Genomic DNA, 17,398 nt, shown 5'->3' on the forward strand with positions numbered 1-17,398 from the left:
CGCGACCTGCCCTTTTGCGCATAGTCAAGTTCGGTCGACCAACCTCACTGGCTGGTCGAGACGTCGCCGGCGGCGTTCCATTCGCGGATCGCGGTGTTGAAGGCTTCGATACCGGTCGGGCCCTTTTGCATGGTCAGAAGCGCGCGGCGGCCGTTGCGATAGGTGATCGGGATATCGATCCACTCGCGCGTCGACAGGAGGTCGAGGTTGGCCTTGCGGGCATCCGGATAATCGTTGAGCGCGATCATGTGGAAGTCGTCGGTGATCTTCGCGGGAACGGCGACCAGCGCGTCGCCGCGATCCTGCTCGGTCCGCTTCATCGAAATGCGCTGAACGCTATCGATCGATCCGCCTTCGAAATTCGGCGGCAGCGAGAACACCATCTCGACGATGTGGCTTGCCGGCAGGGAAGGATCGGAGTTGCGCTTGAAGGTGATCTGCGCCGTGAGGTTCCGCTCGGGAACCGTCAGCGTGCCCTGCACGGAGGCTTCCTGCTTGCCGTCGGCACCGGCCTCGCGGCGCAGGCTCCAGGCGATCGAGCCCTGGATCGCCGTTGGCGAACTCTGCCCGATACGCTCCTCGTAAAGGAACATCTTCTCGCTGGCACCGGCAGGCGCGGCCTGCGCGTCGGCGGGCGCCGCTGTTGGTGTCGTCCCGGGCGCGGCGGTGCCGGAGGCGGCTGCGGGCGGTGTCGCGGCACCGGCCGGTGCGACCGGATCGGACGAGGCGACATTCTGCTCGGCGACGGACTTGCCTTCGGCGACCTGCGTGCTGGGCGCGGCCGCCGGGCCGCTATCGACCTCGGTGCCATCGGCAAGCAGCCGCTGCGTGAACTTGCTGCCGGACGCCGAACCGTCGGTGGCGGCGCCGTCCTGATGCGTCGCATGCGACGTGTCGGGGGTCGCGGCGGGCTTCGCCTCGCTCGTCTGATCGGCGGGCGCCGTCGTCCCGGCGACCGGAGGCGTCTGCGCGGTCTGCGACGGCGCGGAGCTGACGAGCCCCTTGACCATCTCGGTCAGCGCTTCCTGATGCGTATAGGCGGCATAACCGCCGCCGCCGACAACGCCGAGCGCGATCAGCAGCGCGATGATGGAGCCGATGCCGAAACGACGGCGCTTCGGCTCCATGCGGAAATTCTTGCCCTGGAACTTCGAGGCGATATCGTCGTCGCCGCTTGCAAGCGACGGGCCGTCATCATCAGCGGCGACGACGCCGCGATTGTCGTAGCCGCGAAGCCGGGTCGCCTCCTGCCAGTCGTCGCCGGCCAGAGGCTCGGTCTTCGGCGTCGGTCCGCCATGAATTTCGGAGAACAGATCGCCGTCGTCATACGGTGCGGCGGCCGGCGCCTTCTTGTCGTTGTCGATCGGCGGCAGGTCGTCGAAGGCGGCCGCTTCCCAGGAGAAGCTCTCACTGGCGGCCGGCATCTTCGCCGGGGCTGCCGCTACCGGCGCCGACTGATAATCGATGCTGGAAACCACCTCGTCGAAGGCGCGCGCCGCGTCGTTGACGGCAGGTGCCGCATGCGAGGTCTCGGAGAACTGGCGCAGTTCCTCCAGCGCCCAATCCGTCGGCTCAACCGTCTTTGTGGACGGTTCCGGCACTTCTTCCGCCGGTTCGTTCCACACCGGGTCGAAATGACCGGCGGCGTCGGCATGTATGGGATCGTCCTGCGTCTGCTCGACGAACTGATGCGGCGGCTCGAACACCGGAACCGGCTCGACCAGGCGATTGCTCAGGTCGAAATCACGCGCGACCGGCTGCGCCCGCGGCGCGTCGTCGATGACGGGCTCGGCATAGGGCTCCACATCGGGCGCGGCGGCGAAATCGTGACCATGCGTTCCACGCGCGGCATCGTACTGGTCCTCGACCGGCATCTGCCATGGCTCGACCGGCTCCGGCTCGGAGGCAGCCGAGACACGCGGCTCTTCCTCGAACACGGGCTCGGCATAAGACGGCGCGGGCTCGTAATGGACGTCAGGCTCGGGCTGAACCTCGGGCTCTTGGTGAACCTCGGGCGCGTGGACTGGCGCCGGCTCTTCGTAAAGCGGCTCCTCATGCGCGACAGGTTCGGCAGCCACCGGAGCCTCGGGCTCGACGGGCGGTTCGTAAGCCGGTTCCTCGTAGGCGGGCTCCTCGTAAGCGGGCTCCCGGGCGGGCGCCTCATAGGCCGGCTGCTCGTAAGCCGGTTCGGCTTCCGGAACCTCTTGCGCCTGTTCGGCGGCCGGCTCTGGCGCGGCGGCAATGACCTCGGGCTCGGGAGCCGCTTCGGGCTCCGCCGGCGCTTCCGCAACCGGTACGGCGATGGCGGCGGCCTGGTCCTCGGCCGGCAGCGCATCGGCATGCTCGGATTCGACTTCACGAATGGCGGCTTCGAGCTTTTCCAGCTGGCGCTGCAGCATGGCCTCGGGCGGACGCGGCTTCATGTTCTCGAGCTGCCGCTGTACGGCACCGCGAGCACGCTCGTAAACCTTCACCCGCATATCGGGAGTGTTGTCGGTCAGGCCGTCAACCGCCCGCCGGATAACTGCGATAAAATCCGCCATTCGTACTTTCTCTAAGAGTGTGGCTCGCCGCGCGAACCACACAAATAATCATATAAAACCTTAATCCTCAAAAGGATCGGTCACAAGTATGGTGTCATCGCGCTCAGGACTTGTGGACAGAAGAGCGACAGGTGCGCCGATCAGCTCTTCAACCTGACGGACATACTTGATCGCCTGGGCCGGGAGATCGGCCCAGCTGCGCGCGCCGACGGTCGATTCCTTCCATCCCTCAAGCGTGATGTAGACGGGCTCGACACGCGCCTGCGCGGCCTGGCTCGCGGGAAGATAATCGATCTCCTTGCCGTCGAGCTTGTAGGCGACGCAGATCTTCAGTTCGTCGAGACCATCGAGAACGTCGAGCTTGGTGAGCGCGATGCCGGTGATGCCCGAGGTCTTCACCGTCTGGCGGACCAGAACGGAATCGAACCAGCCGCAACGGCGCGGACGACCGGTATTGACGCCGACTTCGCGGCCGACGGTCGAAAGATGCTTGCCGACCTCGTCGTTCAGCTCGCACGGGAACGGACCTTCGCCGACGCGGGTCGTGTAGGCCTTGGTGATGCCGAGGACATAACCGATCGCCGTCGGGCCGAGACCGGAGCCTGCGGCAGCCTGACCGGCAACCGTGTTCGACGAGGTGACGAAGGGATAGGTGCCGTGGTCGTTGTCGAGCAGCGCACCCTGCGCGCCTTCGAACAGGATGCGGGCGCCGGCCTTGCGCTGGTCGTCGAGGATGCGCCAGACCTGGTCGACATAGGGCAGAACCTGGTCGGCGACGTCGTTCAGTTCCTTCTCGAGCGATTCCACCGAGATTTCCGGCAGGCCGAGGCCACGGCGCAGCGCGTTATGGTGCGTCAGAAGACGGTCGATCTTGGCCGGCAGCGCTTCCTTGTCGGCGAGGTCGATGGCGCGGATCGCGCGGCGGCCGACCTTGTCTTCATAGGCCGGGCCGATGCCGCGGCGGGTGGTGCCGATCTTGGTGCCGCTGTTGGAGGCAGCATCCTCACGGAAGCCATCGAGATCGCGATGCAGGGACAGGATCAGCGGCGCGTTGTCGGCGATGCGCAGAATCTCGGGCGATACGTTGACGCCCTGCGCGCGCAGCTTCTCGACTTCGGCGACGAAATGATGGGGATCGACGACGACGCCGTTGCCGATGACGCTGAGCTTGCCGCGCACGAGGCCCGACGGCAGCAGCGCCAGCTTGTAGCTGACACCATCGATGACCAGCGTATGGCCCGCATTGTGTCCGCCCTGATAGCGCACGATCACATCGGCGCGTTCCGAAAGCCAGTCGACAATCTTGCCCTTGCCTTCGTCACCCCATTGCGAACCGACCACAACTACGTTCGTCATTCACGTCTTCCTGTTAAAGGCGGATTTAACCGCTCCCTGCTCAAACCCGCGCATCTATAAGGCTTTGTTTTTGGGAAAGCGACCCTGTATTGCCGTCTGAATTGGCTTTTTACGTGACAAATCAGCCATTGGCAGGCTATTTGCCGCCATCGTCGGAAGAAGTTCTGCGCCCGCGCAGCCGACCGGGAGAGAATCGGCCGTGCAGTTTGCCGCCTACATATGCCTTGTCGTTGCCGCGATGTGCTGGGGCGGCAATACCGTTGCCGGAAAACTGGCGCTCGGTCACGTCAGTCCGATGATGCTGACCTCGCTGCGCTGGTTCGTCGCAACCGCGATCATCGCCGCCATATCCGTGCCGCAGCTCAAGCGCGACTGGCCGGTCGTGCGCAAAAACCTCCCTCTGCTCTTCTTCTACGGCATCGTCGGCTACACGCTGTTCAATGCCATGCTTTATTCCGCGGTAAAATATACGACCGCCATCAATGTCGCAATCGAGCAGGCAGGCATCCCGATGCTGATCTTCCTGCTCAACTTCGTCTTCTTCCGCACCGGCGTGTCGCTGGCGCAGATCGTCGGCTTTGCGATGACCTTGCTCGGCGTGGCGGTGACGGCCGCCCATGGCAGCCTGACCACGCTGCTGGAACTCGGCCTCAACACCGGCGACGGGCTGATGCTGGTCGCGGTCGTCGCTTACGCCGTCTACACGATCTTCCTGCGATGGAAGCCACCGCTCGACTGGCGCACGCTGATGGCCATTCCCGCGCTCGGCGCCATGCTGAGCGCGCTGCCGCTTCTGGCATGGGAGGCATCGAACGGTGCGGCACAGCTTCCCGACGCGACCGGATGGCTCATCACCATCTACACGGCGATCTTCGCCTCGCTGATGGCGCAGGTCTTCTACATCAAGGGCGTGGAATGGATCGGTGCCAACCGCGCGGCACTCTTCATCAATCTCGTGCCTGTCTTCGGCACGCTGTTTTCGGTGGCGCTGCTCGGCGAAAAGCTGCAGCCGTTTCACATCGTGGCGCTGGTGCTGGCGCTCGGCGGCATCGCCATCGCCGAAAAGGGGCGCCCCGATCGCGCGGCGCCCGCAACCTCGGACGCTCGCTAGCCCAGCTCCAGCGTGGTGACGCCGAAGACATTCTTCAGCGCGACGGCAGGACTGGCGCCGCGATACATGCGCGCCGTCTCGAACACCGGCGCGAGCCCCATGCCGACGGCAAGCGCCACCGCGTCGCGATTGTCGACGGGCACGTCGATGAACACCCGCGCGCCCTTCGCCTCCTGCCCGAGCGTGGAAAGCAGTGCCGCGGCGCTGTCGGGATCGGCGGCGAACAGCGGCCCGATCTTGTATCCGTCATAACAGCGGCGGATCGTGCCATAGCCACGGATCTTGCCGCTCTTGCGCACCACGGCGGTGCGCCGATGCTTGCGGTTGGTGCACCAAGAGGTCACGAAGGCCGAACGATCGGCCGAAAACACGCTGGCATCGTAGCGCACCAGCCCGTCCAGCTTGTCGCTCACGGGCGTCGCGGTCAGCGTCGACGATGGCAGCGAGCCGATCACGCCGCCATAGCGGACGGTCCTGTAGGCTTCCTCGAAGCCGGCCTTGCGGTAATTGGCCTGCTGCGCGACGACCCCGTCGAGCCCGATGCCGCGCCCATTCGCCGAGGCGATGCCGGCATCCCAGATGGCCCTGCCGTAGCCTTTCCCACGAAACTCCGGGTGAACCATGTAGAGCCCGAGAAAGGCGAAGTCGTCACCATACTTGACGACGGAAATCGAACCGACCGGGACTTCACCGAGCGCGCCGACGAAAAAACCCGATGGATCCGCGTCGTGGAACGGAAGCGAATCGTCGAGACCCGGATTCCACCCCTCCTGCCGCGCCCATTCGAGCACTAGCTCCAACTCACCGGGCCGCATGGGGCGAACGGCAAACTCCGAATTCATGCAATCTTCCCAATCAGGCCCACGGCGAGCGCACACAGGCGGCGTAATGTGATGAAATCAAGTCTAGCGGCCGCAATACGCGATCGATGACCAGGAAACATGTTCTGCGCGGAAGCGATCTGCATCGATCGACATGACGTCGGACACAGAAATCCTTCCGGTCGGAATCATCATGGAACAAGGAAACTGTAATCTCAAGATAATTACTTAAGAGATCATGAAGCGCGCCACGCTTTGCGAGATCTGACCGGAAAAGAACTTGCGCCGGCAAGTCATCCCCGTCTCCGGGCGCTGAATTAGGATGTCTTCCGAGTTCATGATGGAGACCCGCAATGTTTCTCGGTATCGGCCTTTCGACCGTCCAATCCCATGCCCGGCAAGGTTCCGGCCCTCGCCAGATCATCGCTTACGGCGACAGCCTGACGGAAGGTGCCGGCGCATCGTCTCGCGACCAGACTTTTCCTGATATCGCCGCCGGTCTTTTCGATCCGCCTCGAACGATCGTCAATCGCGGCATCGGCGGCCAGACCTCGACCGAGATCGGCGCCCGGCAGGGCGGCGTGCCGCTGCTGCTCGCCGTGGCCGGCGGCGATCCCAGGAACCTTTATCCGCATACGCGCGACTGGATGGATCTGTTCGAGACCGGCAGCGTCAACGGCCTCACGCATGAGTGCATCCACAAGGGCACCGACGAAAACGGCCTGCCCTACGGCGACGTCAGGATCAGCGGGACGGCAACGGCCGGTTTCACCGACATCGGCCGGCAGATCTATGGCGCCATCGCCGCCAACTACGCAACGGAACCGGGCAGTCCGTGGACGATATCGAGCGAGATACGAATGGTCGCCGGCTCCACCTCGGGCATATCGGGCCTGCGTCTTCTGCTCATCGAGGCCGACGAACTCGGCGGCTATGTTGCCGAAATCGCGGCTCCCGCATTCGCCCTTGACGGCATGCGCAGCGGCGTGTCGGCGACGGCCACCGCGACGCGGGGCTTCGTCCGCTCCACGCATCTGCTCGACGCCGTATCCGGAAGCGCGATCGACATCACGCTGCGTATCTTTCCGGGCCAGTTCGAAGAGAGCGCGGTGGCGACCACGTTGCAGCCGACGCCCGCCGATGGCGAAATCCCGGCTTATCGCCCGGAATTCTCCAGGCTCTATCGTTTCGATCAGGACAGCGAGGGCTGGTCGCCGCGCATACAGGATGGCCATGCGACGCCGGTTGTGGCGCGCGACGGCAGGCTGGTCGTCGACAACGACGACGGCGGGGTGCTGCGCGGATGCGAACTGGCCATTGCCGAAATCCCCGGCGGCCAGACCATTCCCGCGGGTAAGATCGTCCACATCGCCTTCGACATCGACATCATCGAGGGCAGCGGCCAGATCCATGTCGGCGGCCTCGGGGCACCGGGCGGCAGCTGGGCAACGACGACATCGGGCGGCGACCCAAGCTGGGCGATCTCGGCGAGCGGCCACTATGAACTGGTCTTTTCCGCCGGCAATCTCGCCAGCGCAAATCCGTCCTGCGGGGCCATGGCCTTCCTCAGCAGCGGCAGTCTCGTGCGCTGGTCGCTCGACAACATCGTTGTCGAGTGGGGCGAAGAGAGCCCGCAGGTGGACGTGCTCTATCGATCGGTCGACGCGCTGCGGGGCGCCAATGGCACGATCGGCCTGCCCGGCGCGCTGGCCGGCGTGGACGGCGTATTGACGACCGACGGCAACACCCGCCACCTGTTCACGCGCAGCCATGCCGGCGACGCCGTGGCCGTCGAATACGCCACCCGCTTCCTCCCCGGCGATGCGACCCTCGGCCAGGTTCAATGGCTGTGGGCCGGACGCAACAATGCGGCCAAGCCCGAGACTGTCCTGTCCGACATCGCGGCGATGGCGGCCCATGTCCCCGGCGGCCGCTACCTGATCGGCGCGATCCTGCCCTCTGCCGCGGATGATCTCGCAACCCGCCAGACGATCGCCGGCTTGAACGCCACGCTGGCGACGCTCTATCCGGAACGCTTCGTCGATCTCAGCGCCGCGCTTGCCGCCGCCGCCAACCAGACAAGCGGGGACCAGCAGGACGTCGCCGCCGGCATCATTCCGAGGTCGCTCCGTTCCGATGCGCTGCATCTCAACGACCGGGGCTATGCGATCGCCGCCTCGGCCTGGGTATCGGCGACCACCGCTATGGGCTGGTGAGGCGGGCGCGGATCGGTCGGGCCGGATTGCCGACATGAACGGTCCATGCGGCCAGATCTCCGAAGGCAACGCCCCGCGCGCCGAGAACCGCACCCTCGCCGATGAAAACGCCGGGGCCGACAAAGGCCTCGGCCGCGACCCATGCATCGGCGTTTATGGTGATCGGGCGGGCCGTGAGCTGGAAGGCCGCATCGTCGATATCATGCGAGCCGGTGCACAGATGCGCGCCCTGCGAGATCACCGCGCCCCGCCCGATGTGAACGGGCGCGATGCTGTAGATGATCGCCCCGCGACCGATCAGCGTGTTCGCCTCCATGACGAGATGCGGCGGATACCAGATCCGCGCCGATCCATGCACCCGCGCATTGCGCGCCAGCCGCGCGCCGAACAGCCGCAGCAGGAACGCCCGCCAGCGATGCAGCGGCGCCGGCGTCCACGCCGCCAGCAGCGTCCAGGTGATCCCCCAGGCGAGGCGAAGAACGCGATGCCGAACCGCGAAGCTCGGCCCGCCCTCACGCGAGCCGGACTTCGAGGCGTCGAGTATGCCGAAATTGTCCGATGCGCCGTCCGTCATCGTTGCAACCGCTCCCGATCGGGCAGCACGGGAGAGACCTTGTCCCGGACCCGCCGCGACAGGGCCAGAACGATCGCGACCTGACAAACGAACAACGGCAGCACGGCGCCGACGGGGCCGCGCAGGAGGATCGGCAGCGACGAGGCGATGAGGATGCGGGATAAGCTGACGCCGCCGAACACGCCCCATTCGGCGATCAGCACCAGCCGCAGCAACATCGCCGCAACGACGCCGCCCAGTGCAACGCCGGCAAAGCCGAAATCCATGTAGAGATCGCAGCCGATGAAGAAGGACAGGTTCGGCGTCCCGTACATGCCCGCGGCAAACAGCTCGTTGCCGACATCGAGCCCGCCCACCACGGGCTTTCCGGGCCAGACCGCGCGCGGCACGAAGAACAGCAGGATGGCGCCGAGCTTCTCGCCCCACATCTGGTCATGCGCCGACATGAAGCGCACGGCATGAACCGCCATGTCGAAGACATCGACAGAGGGAATATCGAAGAAGTTGCCGACAACGGATATATCGGAGAGATCGCCCACGCCATCCAGTCCAAGCCGCGTGGTGATATCAAGGATCGGAAACAGGATCGTCAGCGCCAGGAGCCCGGCAACGTAAAACCACGCCGCCGGAACCCTGCCGCCGTAGAGCGCCAGCATGACCGGTCCCCAGACGGCCAGCAGCATGAAGCGCGGCGCATTGAACGGATTTCGCGCCACCGCCAGCAGGATGACGACGAGCAGCAGCGGCGGAAGAGCGGCCAGTCGCGAAGTGCCAAGCCGCGATCGGGACGCATGGAACCGCACCGCGACAAGGCATGCGGTCACCGACTGCAGGCCAAGAAAGAACAGGCTGCCGATGAAGGGCGGGGCCGGGTCCTGCTCCAGCCGCGACGACAACAGCCGCTCCATGCCGCCTTGCGATGCGACGAAGGACGCGAAGGCCAATCCGTTCAGGACGAGCAGAACCGGCATCGGCGGCGGCAAGGCACCCGCCTGCGCTGCCGGTTCGGCCCGATCCATCGCGACGAATAGAAACGGCAGGCAGAACAGGACCACGATCAGCATCGCCGCTACGAACTCGTGAGGCTCGTAGGCATAGGCCGTGATCGCCGTCGCGCCGCCGATCCGGTCCCCATGAATGCGCTGCAGCGGCGAGATCACGAAATAGACGAAGAGACAGAACCAGAAGACATCGCCGATCTGGAACTGCCGCGACCGAATGCGATACAGCCCGACCAGCACCATGAGGAACATCGGCAGCGTCAGCAGAACGACGAACATGCTGTCGGCGAAGGGCAGATTGGCGAGATAGAGCGCCGCGACGGTCCAGAGCCTGATCATGCGCTGACCCGTACGGTCTTGCGCCCTTCCGCTCGCCGGAACAGCGACGGCCGGATCACCAGCGCCCCAACCACATGCGTCAGCACTTCCGCCACCGCCAGCCCGCCAAGCCCGAACAGCGCCCCGAGACCGGCGCTCGCCGCGAAGCCGACCAGCATGGCAAGCACGGCGGCAGCGGCGACGACGCGAAAGCGGCCAAGCCCCTGCGCCGCCTGGGCCAGCGTCTGCGTGAGCGCGCCGGTCAGAACCCCGAAGGAAAAGAGCGCCACAACCAGACCCGATTGCGCGAAGGCGCCGCCGAGCAGCAGGAAGCAGGCGCCGCCGGCCAGCATCAGGCCAAGCGCCAGCACGATCGCGAGCAGGCTCGCCAGCCGCTGCGCCTCGAAAACCAACCTCGGCGTCACGCCGCCGGGCCGAAGAGTGCGCACCATTGCGGGAAAATGCGCGCGCCGCACGAATTCCAGAACCTGCGAGGCGGCGGCGGCGATCTGCCGGCCATAGATGAACAGCCCCACCCCCGCCTGCCCCAGAACCGCCGCGCACACCACGATCTGAAACCGAAACGACAGCTGCCCCGGCAAGCTCGCCAGCAGCACGCCCAAGCCCTCGCGGGCAAAGGTGCGGCAATCCGCGCCGGTGACGGGCGCCAGCCGCATCGAGCAGCCCAGCCGCCAAAGCACGGCCAGCTGCGCGCCAACGGCGATGGCATAGCCCAGCGACAGCGCCGACCCGAGGACCACGCCCGCATCCGCTAGGTTGGTGCCGACCGCGACCAACGCGATGGCCGACGCGATGTAGGCGAGCATCCCGGTCAACCCGCTGATGCCGCTGAGCCCCAACCCATCGAAGACGCCTGTCGCGTTGAACGCCGAGAGCAACAGCGCAGGCACGGCTGCGGGAATATAGGCCCGCGAAAACCCGTCCCCGCCAAGCCAGGCATAGACGAGCGCCGCCAACGACAGCAGCAGCGCGATGCCGAGCCGGACAGCGGAGGCCTGCCAGTAGCAGCGCCGCGCCACCTCCACGCGCGCGCCGTCCTCGGCCAGCGAAATCCGCCGCGCGGCGACGACGGGCGCGCCGAAATCGACGATGCCAAGCGTAAGGATCGCAAAGGAGAAATGCGTCGCGAAGGCCGCAAGCAGATCGAGCGCGCCCCGATGGATCAGCCATGTCTGCGCCAGGAAGATCGATCCCTGCCCGATCGCGAAGCTCGCGATCAGCAACGCCGCGTTGGTCGAGCCGCGCGGCCGCCCACCGACGGAAAACTTGCTCCATCGGGGCAAGCCGCTTCTCACGCAGCACTCCGCGGAAGCTGGCTCTCGATCCACGCATAGGTCTTTTCCAGGCCATCCATCAGGCGCTGCGTCGGCTGCCAGTCGAGCCTCTCGGCGATCAGCCGGTTGTCGGATCTGCGTCCACGAACGCCCGTCGGGCCGGCGACATGGCGCTTGCGCAGCCGCTTGCCGGCGATCTCGCACACCATGTCGACAAGCCGGTTGATGCTCACCATTTCCTCGGAGCCGATATTCACCGGCCCGGCGAAGTCCGAGCGCATCAGCCGGATCGTGCCCTCGATGCATTCCTCGATGTAGAGAAACGACCGCGTCTGCAGACCATCGCCCCATATCTCGATCTCGCCGCCATGCTCGGCCTGCGCCACCTTGCGGCAGATGGCCGCCGGCGCCTTTTCCTTGCCGCCGTCCCAGGTTCCCGATGGGCCGAAGATGTTGTGGTAGCGGGCGATGCGGCAGGTCATGCCGTAGTTGCGGGCATAGGATTGATAGAGCCGTTCCGAGATCAGCTTCTCCCAGCCGTACTCGCTGTCGGGCGCGGCCGGATAAGCGGACCACTCGGCGCAATTCGGGTTGTCGGGATCGGCCTGGTTGACCGCTGGATAGACGCAGGCCGACGACGAGAAGAACACGCGACCGACCCGGCGCCGGTGGCACAGATCGGCGACATTGAGATTGATCGTCGCCGAATTGCGGATGATGTCGGCATCGTGCCGGCCGCTGAATATGTACCCGGCCCCGCCCATGTCGGCCGCCAGCTGATAGACCTCGTGGAAATCGCGGTCGATCACCCGTTCGCAGACGTCGGCTTGCCGCAGATCCGCGACGATGAACTCGTCGGCAACGCTTTCCCCGTATTCGGGCAATTTCAGATCGACGCCGCGAACCCGCAAGCCGTCGCGCTTCAGCCGGGCAACGAGGTGGCTGCCGATAAACCCTCCGGCGCCGCAGACAAGCGCGGTCCTCTCCATTATGCAACGCCCCCCAGCGCTAGACCGCCTGTTTCTCCATCCGAAGGAGACCGGCGAAAACCCTGTCGAAACGGTCGGTGATCGGCCCGATCGCGAAATGCGCCTCGGCGTATTCACGACCCTTGGCCCCAAGCCGGAGGCGCAGCCCGCCATCCCCGGCAAGCCTCCGAAAATTGTCGATGAACCCCGCCGCGTCATCGGGATCAGATGCAAGCCCCGCATCGGCGCGCTCGATGAGACGTCGCGCCAGATTGTTGCGTGGCACGGAAGCCAGCACCGGCCGCCCGCACCCAAAATAGGTCAGCACCTTCGACGGTACGCAAAAGGCCCCTGCCTCGTCCTCGATCATTGCGACCAGAATATCCGCGTTGCCGAGAACATCGGGCAGATCGGCGAACGGCACCCACGGCTTCACGCGCAGATTGGTGACACCTTCCGCCGCCGCCTTGCGCGCCAGGCTTTCGGCAACCGCGCCCTCGGAATGGACATGGATCGCGATCGGCAACGCTTTCGCCGCCCGCAGCAGCAGATCGGGATTGTGCTTGTAGCCAAGCGTGCCCGCATAGACCGCCCGGATCGGGCCATTGCCTCGTTCGCTTCTGGACGCCAACCGCCCGGCCAGCTCCATATCATCCAGCGGCGCCCAGTTCTCGATGACGGAGATCCGGTCGAGCGTGACGCCGTTGACCCGGAGACATGGAACGAAGTCGTCGGTGATCGTGACGACATGATCGCTCGCTCTCAGCAGACCGAATTCGAGCCGCTGATATCGACGCGCGACCGCATTTCCGATCAGCGGAAACGTCGCGGGCAGGAAGCGGCCGATGGCCTCGCTGTAGATATCCTGCAGCCAGAACACGAACCGTGCTCCGCAGGCGCGCGCGGCCTTGTGAATGACAGCCTGCGTATCCAGCGGTGCATTGGCCGAAAGCACGATCCCTGGCCGAAACCGCCTGATCTCACCGGCCACCAGCCGTCCGAATTCGATCTCCTGCGCCCGCCGCTTCAGGAAGCTCGATTTCTGGAACGGCTCGGACAGCGACAGGCCGGCGATGCGAAACCCGGGCGGATCGTCCGGCCGCGCCTGGAGGTCACCCTTCGGCGTCTGGAAGCTTTCGGAATAGACGTGCAGAACCTCGTATCCGCGCCGCGCCAGTGAGCGAGCAAGCTGGATCTGAAACGGATGACCGGAGTAATCATGGACGAGAATGCGCCTTGCACGGACCATGCGTCGCTCTTCAACGAATGAGTGAAATCGCTATTTCAAATGCCTGCAATCAAGCGCCACCGGGAAAAATAGGGGCGCAGCCGTGACGCGAATGAGGTTGCATTGATGAATGGATTAAACCTTCAGTAATGCAACCACCGTGTCAAGCGGAACCCAGCGACAAACGCCTGGATTGCACCTAAAGGCGTATGCCGACCACGCGAGCGACGGCGGGTGATCCCTATCCGGCATAGGCGGCGCGCCATGGAGGCCTTGCCCTGAAGCTGAACCAGCGGCGCTGATCCTGCCCGTTCAGCACCGCAATGACCGATGTACCGCCCCCTACATTCCCCTTCAGCGCCGCCAGCGCCTTGCGCGCGACGTTCTGCGGCGTCCGCGCCCAGCGCACCACGAAGAGCGCGACATCGCAGAGCCGGGCCAGATAAAGCGCATCCACCGCCGCCTCGACCGGCGGCGTGTCGATGACGACATAGTCGAAATGCAGCCGCGCCCGGGATAGAAGCGCCCGCACCCGCGCGCTCATCAATAACTCGTCGGTCGCGAATTCGGCCGGCCGCGCGCCCAGAATGACGGAGAGGTTCGTGGCGTGATCGACGGCGACCATGCTGGCGAGCCCCGGATCGGCCTCGCCGCGCAGCAGGTTGACGAAGGCGGGCGTCGGCTCGCGATCGACGTGGCGGTGAATGCTGGGCTTCCTCAGATCGCAGTCGATGAGCAGCGTGCGTTTGCCCGCAAGCGAATAGGTCCGCGCCAGCGCGGTGGCGAGCGTCGACTTCCCCTCGCCCGGAAGGCTGGAGGACACCATGATGACGACGCCCTCCGCGCGGGCATCCTCCAGCACGGGGTGCCTGTCGAGAAGCGCCTGCTCGACCGAGGCCCGGATACGCCGGATCGATTCCGAAAACACCGACAGCGGCGCCGTCATGATCCGGTCGGAGAGCCCGCGCCCATGCGGCCGCTCCAGTTCGCCGCCCTCTTCATGCGGCACGACCGACGCCAGCTGGATGTTCAAGACGGCCGCGACCTGATCCTCTCCCGTAAATCCGCCGACGAAGAACTCCCGCAGGAAGCCCGCCCCGATGCCGAACCCGAGCGCGACGAGGCTCATGACAGCAAGGATCGCCACACTCTTCGGATATGAGGGCTCGATGGGCGGCAATGCCTCGGAAATCATCCGGCTGTCGGCCAGTTGCAGGCTGGCCTGCGCCTCGAAATCCTGCAATCGGGTGAGAAGGTTCTGATATTGCGCCCGCGCGATCTCGGCAGATTGTTGCAGGCTGTAGAACTGCGTCAACGTCTCGGAGGGCGTCGGCGGCGGCGGCGTGCCTGCCGGCTGCGAGGCCCGCTGGTCGAACTGCGCATCGGCGACCCGCAGACCCAAATTCGCGTTTCCGGAGGGATCGCGCAGGCCGACATTGGCGGCGAGGAAAGCGTTGAGCCGCCCCTCGTGGCTCGCGAGGCTGTCTTTCGCCGCGCTCACCCGCGCCTGAAGGCTGTTGCGGGCCGCGATCGTCCCCGCCACCTTGGCGTCGATCTGCTGCCGGATGTAGACCGACGACACGCGATTGGCCAGCAGCGCGGCCTTCCCGGCATCCCTTGAGGTGACGCCGATGGTGATGAGATAGGTCAGCCCCTCGCGGCGAACGCGGACGGCCTCCTTGAAGGAGGCCAGCGTCTCGCGCTCACCGGCGTCAGTGGCACCGGACGACGCGCCGCCGAAGCGGGCCAAGGTGGCTGCGAGATCGAAATAGCCGGATCGCGGCGCGAACTCCCGATCATCGGTGAGCTTTTCCTCGCGCACGACATCGAGAAGCACCGCGTCCGACTGCGCGATCCGGACCTCGCCCTCCACCCGTGCATTGTCGGAAGCCGCGGCGACTGGCGTGGTATCGGGCGACAACAGGTTCTTGGCGCTGGTATCGACGACGACAAGCGCCTGCGCCGTATATCGCGGCGTCAAGGACATCAGGATGATGGAGGTCAATACGACAATGGAGGCGGTGGTGGCTAGCACCACCCGGATCTGGCGGCGGAGAAGCCCCAGGACCATCCGAAGATCGGCACTATCGCTCATACGAATGCAATCCCCGGACGATAAGATCCTATACCCGCTCCAGCATTATCGACGGAGAATTACCACAGAAGATTGAAGGCCTGACCCTAGATCAAAGTGGTAGCGCGCCGAAGCCGATCGGGCAGACCCCGCAGGGCCTTCCCCCGCAAGGTCTGCCCCCGCAAGCTCTGCCCGATGACGTCTTATCGGTACGGCTCGAAAAGAGCCTTGATCGCGTCGACCTCGTTCGGCCGGATCTCGTGTCCGCCGGGATGCCATACGGTCGTCACGACGGCGTTCTGGCGCTCGTAATAATCGGCCAGCGCCTTGGTGACCGGCACGGGGCTGATCGGATCGCGCTCGCCCGCGGTGATCAGCACCTTGCGACCCGCAAGCCCCGCATTGGCCTTCGGCTGGAACGGAATGAGCGGATGCATCAGCGCCGACGCATCGAAAAGCCCTTTCTCGATCAGCACGTTGGCGAGAATGTTGGCGCCGTTCGAAAAGCCCAGCCCGAGGATCGCCGACGCCTGGTGCTCGCTTGCCAGCTGTCCGACAAAATCAGCCAGCTTGTCCGTTGCCCGCGCCAGATCGGCCATGTCGTAGACGCCCTCGCCGGTGCGCTTGAAGAAGCGCGCGGCACCGTATTCCGAGACGTCGCCACGCGGCGAGACGATGGTTGCCTCCGGCAGGAGCTGCCGCGCGAAGTCGAAGAACTGGTTCTCGTCTCCGCCCGTCCCATGCAGGGTAAAAAGAATAGGTTTGCCCGCGGCACCGGCATGCAGCCGGTGCACATATCCATGATCGGTCATATCGATATCCTGTCCTATGCTTCCAGCGGTTCGAGGTGCTGTTCGAGCAGCGAGCGCAGATGCTCGTGCTGCGTCGGCAGCTTCAGCGCTTCGCCGAGATGCGCCGTATCCTCGTCCCGGTCGAAGCCCGGTTCGTTGGTGGCGATTTCGAACAGCACGCCACCCGGCGTGCGGAAATAGATCGCCCAGAAGTAATCGCGGTCGATCACCGGCGTCACCTGGTATCCGGTGTCCATCAGGGCCTTGCGGACCTCCAGCTGCTTGGCGCGATTTTCGACGGCGAAGGCGACGTGGTGAACGGAGCCGGCGCCCGGAAGCGCCCGCGAAATGTTCGGCATCGTCTCCAGATCGATCAGATGCGCGCCATTGCCGCCGGGGATGGTCAGGCGCTTGACGCCATCGCGCTCCTCCTGGACCTGATAACCCATGAACGTCAGCAGTTCCGATGTCGCGCCGTCGTCGCGCAGCCGCATGGCGACCGAGTGGAAGCCGCGGATGGCGTGATCCCCATCGACGCCGCCATGCGTCCAGGGCAGACGCGCGTCGTCCCTGACTTCGACGAGCGCGAAGCCGTCACCATCAGGACCGGCGAAATTCAGCCGCTTCTCGCCGAATGTTTCCTCGGTCTTCAGACCTGTTACATTCAGCTTGGCGAGACGATCGCTCCAGAAGCCGACCGAACCCTTGGGAATGGAATAGACCGTCGTTCCGACTTCGCCGGTGCCGGGACGACCCTGTGCCATCTTCGGGAACGGGAAATAGGTCATGATCGTGCCCGGCGCGCCGTTCTCGTCGCCGTAGTAGAGGTGATAGACGTCGGGCGCGTCGAAGTTGACGGTCTTCTTGACACGACGCAGGCCAAGCGCGTTGGTGAAGAACTGGTTGTTCGTCCGGGCGTTCGCAGCCATCGACGTGACGTGATGAAGGCCCTTGATCTGGTCGAGCATTGAAAACCCCTTTCTGGCCCGGCTGGCGGGCTGTTCGATGGGTTATAGATGATCCCTATCCGGCCGTTGGAATAGTCCCGCCGACCGGAACGGATCGTCTACTTTTAGTGAACGACCAACGACAATCGTTCATC

At 65.1% G+C, this 17,398-nt stretch carries 13 protein-coding genes; 2 read left to right on the forward strand and 11 right to left on the reverse strand.

The genetic code is table 11. The features are described from left to right. Nucleotides 1-44 precede the first annotated feature (44 nt). Both GGQ67_RS13115 and GGQ67_RS13120 read right to left on the reverse strand, forming a co-directional pair. On the reverse strand, nt 45-2,543 hold the full coding sequence (locus GGQ67_RS13115) for a hypothetical protein (protein ID WP_183900598.1): 2,499 nt from the start codon (nt 2,541-2,543) through the stop codon (nt 45-47). A gap of 60 nt (nt 2,544-2,603) precedes the next feature. After that, nucleotides 2,604-3,899 (reverse strand): adenylosuccinate synthase, encoded by a 1,296-nt coding sequence (locus GGQ67_RS13120; RefSeq protein WP_047514597.1) that lies wholly within the window; start codon nt 3,897-3,899, stop codon nt 2,604-2,606. Nucleotides 3,900-4,098: 199 nt separating this feature from the next. Between GGQ67_RS13120 and GGQ67_RS13125 the strand changes: the two genes are divergently transcribed. After that, nucleotides 4,099-5,010, forward strand: a complete 912-nt coding sequence (locus GGQ67_RS13125) for a DMT family transporter (protein WP_183900599.1) — start codon at nt 4,099-4,101, stop codon at nt 5,008-5,010. On the opposite strand, the gene GGQ67_RS13130 is transcribed toward GGQ67_RS13125, so the two are convergent. Further along, nucleotides 5,007-5,852 (reverse strand): GNAT family N-acetyltransferase, encoded by an 846-nt coding sequence (locus GGQ67_RS13130; RefSeq protein ID WP_183900600.1) that lies wholly within the window; start codon nt 5,850-5,852, stop codon nt 5,007-5,009. The genes GGQ67_RS13125 and GGQ67_RS13130 overlap by 4 nt on opposite strands. 332 nt (nt 5,853-6,184) lie before the next feature. On the opposite strand from GGQ67_RS13130, the gene GGQ67_RS13135 reads away from it, so the two are divergent. Then, the gene (locus GGQ67_RS13135; RefSeq protein WP_183900601.1) at nt 6,185-8,047 is read left to right on the forward strand and encodes an SGNH/GDSL hydrolase family protein; all 1,863 of its coding nucleotides are present in this window, start codon (nt 6,185-6,187) and stop codon (nt 8,045-8,047) included. Here the strand turns inward: GGQ67_RS13135 and GGQ67_RS13140 are convergent. The 8 genes from GGQ67_RS13140 to GGQ67_RS13175 all read right to left on the reverse strand — a co-directional run bounded on the left by GGQ67_RS13140 (nt 8,034) and on the right by GGQ67_RS13175 (nt 17,264). Beyond that, a complete protein-coding gene (locus GGQ67_RS13140; RefSeq protein ID WP_183900602.1) occupies nt 8,034-8,621 on the reverse strand; it encodes an LbetaH domain-containing protein in 588 nt (195 codons plus the stop codon). The two genes, GGQ67_RS13135 and GGQ67_RS13140, sit on opposite strands and share 14 nt — an antisense overlap. Further along, nucleotides 8,618-9,961, reverse strand: a complete 1,344-nt coding sequence (locus tag GGQ67_RS13145; protein ID WP_183900603.1) for a hypothetical protein — start codon at nt 9,959-9,961, stop codon at nt 8,618-8,620. Before GGQ67_RS13145 ends, GGQ67_RS13140 begins: the two co-directional genes overlap by 4 nt. Further along, nucleotides 9,958-11,256, reverse strand: a complete 1,299-nt coding sequence (locus GGQ67_RS13150; RefSeq protein WP_183900604.1) for a polysaccharide biosynthesis protein — start codon at nt 11,254-11,256, stop codon at nt 9,958-9,960. Before GGQ67_RS13150 ends, GGQ67_RS13145 begins: the two co-directional genes overlap by 4 nt. After that, nucleotides 11,253-12,224: an NAD-dependent epimerase/dehydratase family protein gene (locus tag GGQ67_RS13155; RefSeq protein WP_183900605.1), complete on the reverse strand. Its 972-nt coding sequence runs from the start codon at nt 12,222-12,224 to the stop codon at nt 11,253-11,255. The genes GGQ67_RS13150 and GGQ67_RS13155 overlap by 4 nt, the downstream gene beginning before the upstream one ends. A gap of 19 nt (nt 12,225-12,243) precedes the next feature. Next, entirely contained in the window at nt 12,244-13,452 is a 1,209-nt protein-coding gene (locus GGQ67_RS13160; protein WP_183900606.1) for a glycosyltransferase family 4 protein, read from the reverse strand. Nucleotides 13,453-13,672: 220 nt separating this feature from the next. After that, a complete protein-coding gene (locus tag GGQ67_RS13165) occupies nt 13,673-15,526 on the reverse strand; it encodes a Wzz/FepE/Etk N-terminal domain-containing protein (RefSeq protein WP_183900607.1) in 1,854 nt (617 codons plus the stop codon). Nucleotides 15,527-15,708: 182 nt separating this feature from the next. Continuing rightward, on the reverse strand, nt 15,709-16,317 hold the full coding sequence (locus tag GGQ67_RS13170; RefSeq protein ID WP_183900608.1) for an alpha/beta hydrolase: 609 nt from the start codon (nt 16,315-16,317) through the stop codon (nt 15,709-15,711). Between the two features lie 14 nt (nt 16,318-16,331). Continuing rightward, the gene (locus GGQ67_RS13175; RefSeq protein ID WP_183900609.1) at nt 16,332-17,264 is read right to left on the reverse strand and encodes a VOC family protein; all 933 of its coding nucleotides are present in this window, start codon (nt 17,262-17,264) and stop codon (nt 16,332-16,334) included. Between the last annotated feature and the right edge of the window lie 134 nt (nt 17,265-17,398).

Origin of the sequence: Rhizobium metallidurans (assembly GCF_014196505.1) — a bacterium.
GTDB classification, from domain to species: Bacteria; Pseudomonadota; Alphaproteobacteria; order Rhizobiales; family Rhizobiaceae; genus Rhizobium; species Rhizobium metallidurans.

Bases quoted from the DNA above. Each gene is read 5' to 3' on its own strand.
- GGQ67_RS13175 (WP_183900609.1), bottom strand. From the start codon at position 17,264: ATGCTCGACCAGATCAAGGGCCTTCATCACGTCACGTCGATGGCTGCG.
- GGQ67_RS13120 (WP_047514597.1), bottom strand. From the start codon at position 3,899: ATGACGAACGTAGTTGTGGTCGGTTCGCAATGGGGTGACGAAGGCAAG.
- GGQ67_RS13135 (WP_183900601.1), top strand. From the start codon at position 6,185: ATGTTTCTCGGTATCGGCCTTTCGACCGTCCAATCCCATGCCCGGCAA.
- GGQ67_RS13130 (WP_183900600.1), bottom strand. From the start codon at position 5,852: ATGAATTCGGAGTTTGCCGTTCGCCCCATGCGGCCCGGTGAGTTGGAG.
- GGQ67_RS13140 (WP_183900602.1), bottom strand. From the start codon at position 8,621: ATGACGGACGGCGCATCGGACAATTTCGGCATACTCGACGCCTCGAAG.
- GGQ67_RS13170 (WP_183900608.1), bottom strand. From the start codon at position 16,317: ATGACCGATCATGGATATGTGCACCGGCTGCATGCCGGTGCCGCGGGC.
- GGQ67_RS13160 (WP_183900606.1), bottom strand. From the start codon at position 13,452: ATGGTCCGTGCAAGGCGCATTCTCGTCCATGATTACTCCGGTCATCCG.
- GGQ67_RS13115 (WP_183900598.1), bottom strand. From the start codon at position 2,543: ATGGCGGATTTTATCGCAGTTATCCGGCGGGCGGTTGACGGCCTGACC.
- GGQ67_RS13155 (WP_183900605.1), bottom strand. From the start codon at position 12,224: ATGGAGAGGACCGCGCTTGTCTGCGGCGCCGGAGGGTTTATCGGCAGC.
- GGQ67_RS13145 (WP_183900603.1), bottom strand. From the start codon at position 9,961: ATGATCAGGCTCTGGACCGTCGCGGCGCTCTATCTCGCCAATCTGCCC.
- GGQ67_RS13165 (WP_183900607.1), bottom strand. From the start codon at position 15,526: ATGAGCGATAGTGCCGATCTTCGGATGGTCCTGGGGCTTCTCCGCCGC.